Genomic DNA, 6514 nt, shown 5'->3' with positions numbered 1-6514 from the left:
GCCCCGACGGCCCCGACCGTCCCGATCGCCACCGCCATCGTCAGTACGCCTATGACTGCCTGCTTACGCATCTACGCCCCCGTGGAAAGGTGTCCGGCCCGCACCCTGCGGCCCGTATGCCCACCTCTTCGGAGCGCTTTGTCCGCTGGATTGCCAAACACCCGGTTCTGTTACATCCATTACGGACGTGACAGAACCGGGGTTTTCCAGAGGGACTTCACCGCGACTCCCTCCTGTTGGACACCCGTGCTCCGTTGGACGCCCGTGATCACCTCTCGGAGAATGGGAGGTGTCGGCGAGCAGTCACCTCGGCGGCGCCTGCCGTCGGCAGCGCGGACCTCTGCGCCGCCGTGGGAGGCGCGTCATGACCATCCGTATCGGCACGTTCAACGCGGAGAACCTCTTCCGCCGACCCAAGGCCTTCGCCCTCGACAGCGGGGCCGAACGGCGCCGGATCCTGGAGGACTTCACGAAGCTGGTCGCCCTCCTCGACCTGGACGTCTACACGGCGGCGGACCAGCGGAAGATCGCCGCCCTGATCACCAAGCACCACGCCGACGACGACCGGAGGAACAGCCCGCGGCCGTTCTTCGTGAACCAGACCCGTGGCGGCGCCAAGCTCTACACGAAGCCGCGCGGCGGTGAGATCAAGATCGTCGCCGAGGGCCGCCCGCACTGGACCGGTTGGGCCGAACTCGTCCGTGACGACCTCGCGTGGGAGGCCGTGGAGAACACCGGCCGGGTGATCGCCGAGGTGGACGCCGACATCCTGCTCACGGTCGAGGTCGAGGACCGCCTCACCCTGGACCGCTTCAACACCCAGGTGCTGGGCGACGAGCTGGGGGCGACCCCGTACCCGTTCAACATGCTGGTCGACGGCAACGACAGCCGCGGCATCGACGTGGGCATCCTCAGCCGCCACCCGATCACGAGCGTACGGCCGCACCTCTTCGACCCGGGACCCTCCGGCGTTCCCGTCTTCAGCCGGGACTGCCCCGAGTTCGAGATACGGCTCGGCAACGGCGAGACCCTGTGGATCCTGGGCAACCACTTCAAGAGCAAGGGCTTCGGCAACGCCCAGGAGAACGACGAGAGGCGCAAGGCCCAGGCCGACCGGGTCAGGCAGATCTACGAGGCGGCCCTTGAGCACTCCGCCCACGTCGTGGTCGCCGGAGACCTCAACGACACCCCGGACAGCGCCCCCGTCACAACCCTCCTGAACGCCGGCCTCCAGGACGCGATGAGCCACCCCGCCTACACGGGAGACCCCGGCACCTACGAGACGGGCACCCGCATCAACCAGAAGATCGACTACGTCATGCTCTCCCCGAAGCTGTGGGACACCGTCGAGCATGTGAACGTGGAACGGCGCGGCGTCTACGCCCCCAGAACCTTCAAGTCCTTCCTGACGGTGACATCCAAGGCCAACCAGGCATCGGACCACGCGGCGCTGTACGCGGACCTGGACATCTGAAGCAACAGTTCCCCGTCGCCCCTGATAGGGGCGCGGGGAACTGCGCATCTTTTAGGGGCGCGGGGAACTGCGCGACCAGCCACGACGAACCCGTAGCCGTACGACGAACATCAGCCAGGCAGACGCTCGTACGGCAAAGCCCCTAGCACCCGATCAAACGACCCGCGAGGTACCCCTCGATCTGATCCAGAGAAACCCGCTCCTGCTTCATCGAGTCCCGCTCACGAACAGTCACCGCGTTGTCATCCAACGTGTCGAAGTCCACCGTCACACAGAACGGCGTCCCGATCTCGTCCTGACGCCGGTACCGCCGCCCAATGGCCCCCGCGTCGTCGAACTCGATGTTCCAGTTCTGCCGCAACGCCTGCGCGAGCCCCTTCGCCTTCGGCGACAGCTCCGGGTTACGGGACAGCGGCAGTACGGCGACCTTCACCGGAGCCAGACGCGGGTCGAGGCGCAGCACCGTACGCTTCTCCATCTTGCCCTTGGCGTTGGGCGCCTCGTCCTCGATGTACGCGTCCAGGAGGAAGGCCAGCATGGTGCGCCCGACACCGGCGGCCGGCTCGATGACGTACGGCGTCCAGCGCTCGCCGGCCTCCTGGTCGAAGTAGGAGAGGTCCTGGCCGGAGGCCTTGGAGTGCGCGCCGAGGTCGTAGTCGGTGCGGTTGGCGACACCCTCCAGCTCGCCCCACTCGCTGCCACCGAACTGGAAGCGGTACTCGATGTCGGCCGTGCGCTTGGAGTAGTGGGAGAGCTTCTCCTGCGGGTGCTCGAACCAGCGCATGTTCTCTTCACGCAGACCCAGGCCGGTGTACCAGTTCCACCGCTCCTGCATCCAGTACTCCTGCCACTTCTCGTCCTCGCCCGGCTTGACGAAGAACTCCATCTCCATCTGCTCGAACTCGCGGGTACGGAAGATGAAGTTGCCCGGCGTGATCTCGTTGCGGAAGGACTTGCCCATCTGCGCGATGCCGAACGGCGGCTTACGGCGCGAGGTGGTCTGCACCTGGCCGAAGTTGGTGAAGATGCCCTGGGCGGTCTCGGGGCGCAGGTAGGCGATCGAGCCGGAGTCCTGCGTGGGGCCGAGGTGGGTGGAGAGCAGGCCGGAGAACTGCTTGGGCTCGGTGAACTGGCCCTTGTTGCCGCAGTTGGGGCAGTTGATGTCGGCCAGGCCGTTCTCGGGGGCGCGCCCCTTCTTCTCCTCGTACGCCTCCTCCAGGTGGTCCGCCCGGAACCGCTTGTGACAGGCGGTGCACTCGGTGAGCGGGTCGGTGAAGGTCGCGACGTGACCGGAGGCGACCCACACCTCGGAGGCGAGGATCACGGACGAGTCGATACCGACGACGTCCTCGCGCGACGTCACCATGTAGCGCCACCACTGGCGCTTGATGTTCTCCTTGAGCTCGACACCCAGCGGTCCGTAGTCCCAGGCGGCGCGCTGACCACCGTAGATCTCGCTGCACGGGAATACGAAGCCACGGCGCTTGCTCAGGCTGACGATGGTATCGATCTTGTCGGCGGCCACGGTGCTCTCTTCATTACGACGACGGGCGACGAAGCGGATGCGCTCCTGGAGGGAAGCGATGCGCCTCAGAGCGAATGCTTCAGGTTACCGGCGGGGGCTCCCCTCCAATCAAATCGGTTCGGTCAGGAGGGAGCGCAAAACGGTCACCCGCCCCTCACTCCGCTCTTACCACACCTCTCACCGAGGACTTGTTGACAATCATTTCCATCTTTGCTGAAAATGACTGTCATGAACGTAGTACGACGACACCGTCGATCTCTCATATCCGGGACCGCGGTCGCGGCGGCCACCGCCCTCGGCCTCGGAACCCTCACGGCATGCTCGGACTCGTCCGCCGCCGCGGGCAACACGGACAAGTTCGACGTCGTGGCGTCGTTCTACCCCATGGCCTACCTCGCCGAGCAGATCGGCGGGAAGTACGTGAACGTCACCAGTCTCACCGAGCCCGGCCAGGAACCGCACGACCTGGAGATCAGCGCCAAGCAGACCGCGCAGCTCCAGGAGTCGGACGCGGTCCTGTACCTCAAGGGCCTCCAGCCCTCCGTCGACGACGCGGTCGCCCAGTCCGAGGTCAAGACCAAGATCGACGCCGCCACCCTGACCTCCCTGGAGCAGCACGGCAACGAGGTCGGCGGCCACGCCGCCGAGCACGACGACGAGCACGGCGAGGAGGAGGGCGGCAAGGACCCCCACATCTGGCTCGACCCGGTCAGGTACGGCGAGGTCGCCAAGGGCGTCGGCGCCGCCTTCGAGAAGGCCGACCCGGAGCACGCGGACGTCTACAAGACGAACACCGAGGCCCTCGTCGAGAAGCTCGGCGCGCTCGACTCCCAGTACACGAGCGGGCTGAAGAACACGAGGACCAAGGTCTTCATCACCACCCACGCCGCCTTCGGCTACCTCGCCGAGCGCTACGGCCTGACCGAGGAGGCCATCTCCGGCCTCGACCCGGAGTCGGAACCGAGCGCCGCCCGTGTGAAGGAACTTGAGAAGATGGCGAAGGCCGACGGCGTCTCCACTGTTTTTTACGAGACCCTCGTCAGCGACAAGACCGCGAAGACCGTCGCCAAGGACGCGAACCTGAAGACGGACGTGCTCGACCCCATCGAGGGCATCACGTCCAAGTCCCGGGGCGACGACTACTTCCAGGTCATGGAAGCCAACCTCAAGGCGCTCAAGACCGCACTGGGCGCCCAGTGACCCCTAGTGACCCCTGTGGAGGACGCAGGCATGAGTGACGAGTCCGTCGAATCCGCCGTCGAGCCCGTCATAGCCCTGCGCGGTGTCCGTGCCGAGCTGGGCTCGCGCACCGTCCTGCGCGGCATCGACCTCACCGTGCACCGCGGTGAGGTCGTCGCCGTGCTCGGCGCCAACGGCTCCGGCAAGTCGACGGCGATCCGCAGCGTCATCGGCCAGGTGCCGGTCAGCGCGGGCGAGATCGAGATCTTCGGCACCCCGCGCGGCCGCTTCTCCGACTGGAAGCGGGTCGGGTACGTGCCACAGCGCACCACGGCCGCGGGCGGTGTCCCGGCGACGGTGACGGAGGTGGTCGCCTCCGGCCGGCTGTCGCGGGCGCGCTTCGGCGTGCTGCGCAAGGCCGATCACGAGGCGATACGCCGGGCCCTCGCCCTCGTCGGCATGGCGGACCGGGCGAAGGACTCCGTGAACGCCCTGTCCGGGGGCCAGCACCAGCGCGTCCTGATAGCCCGCGCCCTCGCAAGCGAACCCGAGTTGCTGATCATGGACGAGCCCATGGCGGGCGTCGACCTCGCCAGCCAGGAGGTACTGGCGGAAACCCTGCGCGAGCAGGTGGGCAAGGGCACGACCGTCCTGCTCGTCCTGCACGAACTCGGGCCCCTGGAGCCGCTGATCGACCGCGCGGTCGTCCTGCGCGACGGCTGCGTCCTGCACGACGGCCCGCCCCCGAAGGCCGTGGGCCAACACGCCCTGCCCGGCCACGACCACGTCCACCCGCACGCCGATCCGGCCGCGGAGCCGGTCCGTACGGGCCTGCTGAGCTGAGAAGGCACGGATAAACCATGGACCTCCTGAACTACGCCTTCATGCAGCGGGCACTGCTCGCCGCCGTCCTCGTCGGCATCACCGCGCCCGCGATCGGCATCTACCTCGTCCAGCGCCGCCAGGCCCTGATGGGCGACGGCATCGGCCACGTGGCGATGACGGGTGTGGGCCTCGGCTTCCTCCTGTCCTGGTCCCCGGTGTGGATGGCGACCCTCGTGTCGGTCCTGGGCGCGGTGCTGATGGAGCTGATCCGCTGGTACGGCCGGACGCGCGGCGACATCGCGCTGGCGATGCTCTTCTACGGGGGCATGGCGGGCGGTGTGATGTTCATCAACCTCGCGCCGACGGGCTCCAACGCGAACCTGATGTCGTACCTGTTCGGCTCCCTGTCCACGGTCTCGCAGTCCGATGTGACGGCGATCTGCCTGCTGGCGGCGTTCGTGGTGCTCGTGACGATCGGCCTGCGCCGCCAGTTGTTCGCGGTGAGCCAGGACGAGGAGTTCGCGCGGGTCACGGGGCTGCCGGTGCGGGCGCTGAACCTGCTCACGGCGGTGACGGCGGCGGTGACGGTGACCGTCGCGATGCGCGTGGTCGGCCTCCTGCTCGTCTCCGCTCTGATGGTGGTGCCCGTGGCGGCGGCCCAGGCGCTCAGCCGGAGCTTCGCGGCGACGTTCGCGATCGCGGTGGCCATCGGGGTGACGGTGACGATCAGCGGCACGGTGACCTCGTACTACCAGGACGTGCCGCCCGGGGCGACGATCGTGCTGCTGACCATCGCCGCGTTCCTGCTGCTCACCGCGCTGGCGGCGCCGGTGGCACGGCGAAGGGCGCGGGCGCTGGAGCATGCCGCGGGTGATCCGGCGGAGTGTGTGATCCCGGAGAAGGTTCCGGCCGGCCGCGGTTCCCCGGACGGGCTCGGCGTCTGACCCGCCTCAGCCGGGACTGGCACAATGGCCCGGCAAGGCGCAGACGGTGAGGAGGAAACGGTGACGACCGCAGGACCCGTACGGGGTCGCTCCACCAAGCAACGTGCAGCCGTGGCGGCGGCGCTCGACGAGGTCGACGAGTTCCGCAGTGCACAGGAGCTCCACGACATGCTCAAGCACAAGGGCGACTCGGTCGGGCTGACCACCGTGTACCGCACGTTGCAGTCCCTCGCCGACGCGGGCGAGGTGGACGTCCTGCGCACCTCGGAGGGTGAGTCGGTGTACCGCCGGTGCTCCACCGGGGAGCACCACCACCATCTCGTCTGCCGTGTCTGCGGCAAGGCCGTCGAGGTGGAGGGGCCCGCGGTGGAGAAGTGGGCGGACGCGATCGCGGCGGAGCACGGTTATGTGAACGTGGCGCACACGGTGGAGATCTTCGGCACGTGCGCCGCCTGTGCGGGCGCCTCCGGCGACTGAACAGGTTCTCGAGTTCTGGCCGCGCCGCCCTGGCGGGTTGAGCGGGTCTTTTCTCGCCCCCGCCGCCCCTACCCGTCCCATCCCCCAGGG

At 67.9% G+C, this 6514-nt stretch carries 6 protein-coding genes; 5 read left to right on the top strand and 1 reads right to left on the bottom strand.

Going from position 1 to position 6514, the window contains the following annotated elements; all coding sequences use genetic code 11:
- Positions 1-364 precede the first annotated feature (364 nt).
- On the top strand, positions 365-1474 hold the full coding sequence (locus FNH08_RS41405; protein WP_152776673.1) for an endonuclease/exonuclease/phosphatase family protein: 1110 nt from the start codon (positions 365-367) through the stop codon (positions 1472-1474).
- A gap of 142 nt (positions 1475-1616) precedes the next feature.
- Here FNH08_RS41405 and FNH08_RS41400 read toward each other — a convergent pair whose 3' ends face one another.
- Positions 1617-2999 (bottom strand): glycine--tRNA ligase, encoded by a 1383-nt coding sequence (locus FNH08_RS41400; RefSeq protein ID WP_322726305.1) that lies wholly within the window; start codon positions 2997-2999, stop codon positions 1617-1619.
- Positions 3000-3227: 228 nt separating this feature from the next.
- Between FNH08_RS41400 and FNH08_RS41395 the strand changes: the two genes are divergently transcribed.
- Genes FNH08_RS41395 through FNH08_RS41380 form a run of 4 tightly spaced genes read left to right on the top strand, consistent with a single transcriptional unit; the run spans position 3228 to position 6424 of the window.
- Positions 3228-4199, top strand: coding sequence for a metal ABC transporter substrate-binding protein (locus FNH08_RS41395; protein ID WP_152776671.1), 972 nt, complete (start codon positions 3228-3230; stop codon positions 4197-4199).
- A 30-nt stretch (positions 4200-4229) separates the two neighbouring features.
- On the top strand, positions 4230-5021 hold the full coding sequence (locus FNH08_RS41390) for a metal ABC transporter ATP-binding protein (RefSeq protein WP_152776670.1): 792 nt from the start codon (positions 4230-4232) through the stop codon (positions 5019-5021).
- 17 nt (positions 5022-5038) lie between these two features.
- Complete coding sequence (locus tag FNH08_RS41385; RefSeq protein WP_152776669.1) at positions 5039-5947, top strand: metal ABC transporter permease; 909 nt, start codon at positions 5039-5041, stop codon at positions 5945-5947.
- Between the two features lie 60 nt (positions 5948-6007).
- Positions 6008-6424 (top strand): Fur family transcriptional regulator, encoded by a 417-nt coding sequence (locus FNH08_RS41380; protein ID WP_322726304.1) that lies wholly within the window; start codon positions 6008-6010, stop codon positions 6422-6424.
- Positions 6425-6514 lie beyond the last annotated feature (90 nt).

The organism is Streptomyces spongiae (assembly GCF_009377185.1).
Taxonomy (GTDB): Bacteria; Actinomycetota; Actinomycetes; order Streptomycetales; family Streptomycetaceae; genus Streptomyces; species Streptomyces spongiae.
The sequence above is the reverse complement of the archived record's forward strand: the minus strand, read 5'-3'. Positions and strand labels throughout refer to the sequence as shown.

Bases quoted from the DNA above. Each gene is read 5' to 3' on its own strand.
- FNH08_RS41405 (WP_152776673.1), top strand. From the start codon at position 365: ATGACCATCCGTATCGGCACGTTCAACGCGGAGAACCTCTTCCGCCGA.
- FNH08_RS41385 (WP_152776669.1), top strand. From the start codon at position 5,039: ATGGACCTCCTGAACTACGCCTTCATGCAGCGGGCACTGCTCGCCGCC.
- FNH08_RS41395 (WP_152776671.1), top strand. From the start codon at position 3,228: ATGAACGTAGTACGACGACACCGTCGATCTCTCATATCCGGGACCGCG.
- FNH08_RS41390 (WP_152776670.1), top strand. From the start codon at position 4,230: ATGAGTGACGAGTCCGTCGAATCCGCCGTCGAGCCCGTCATAGCCCTG.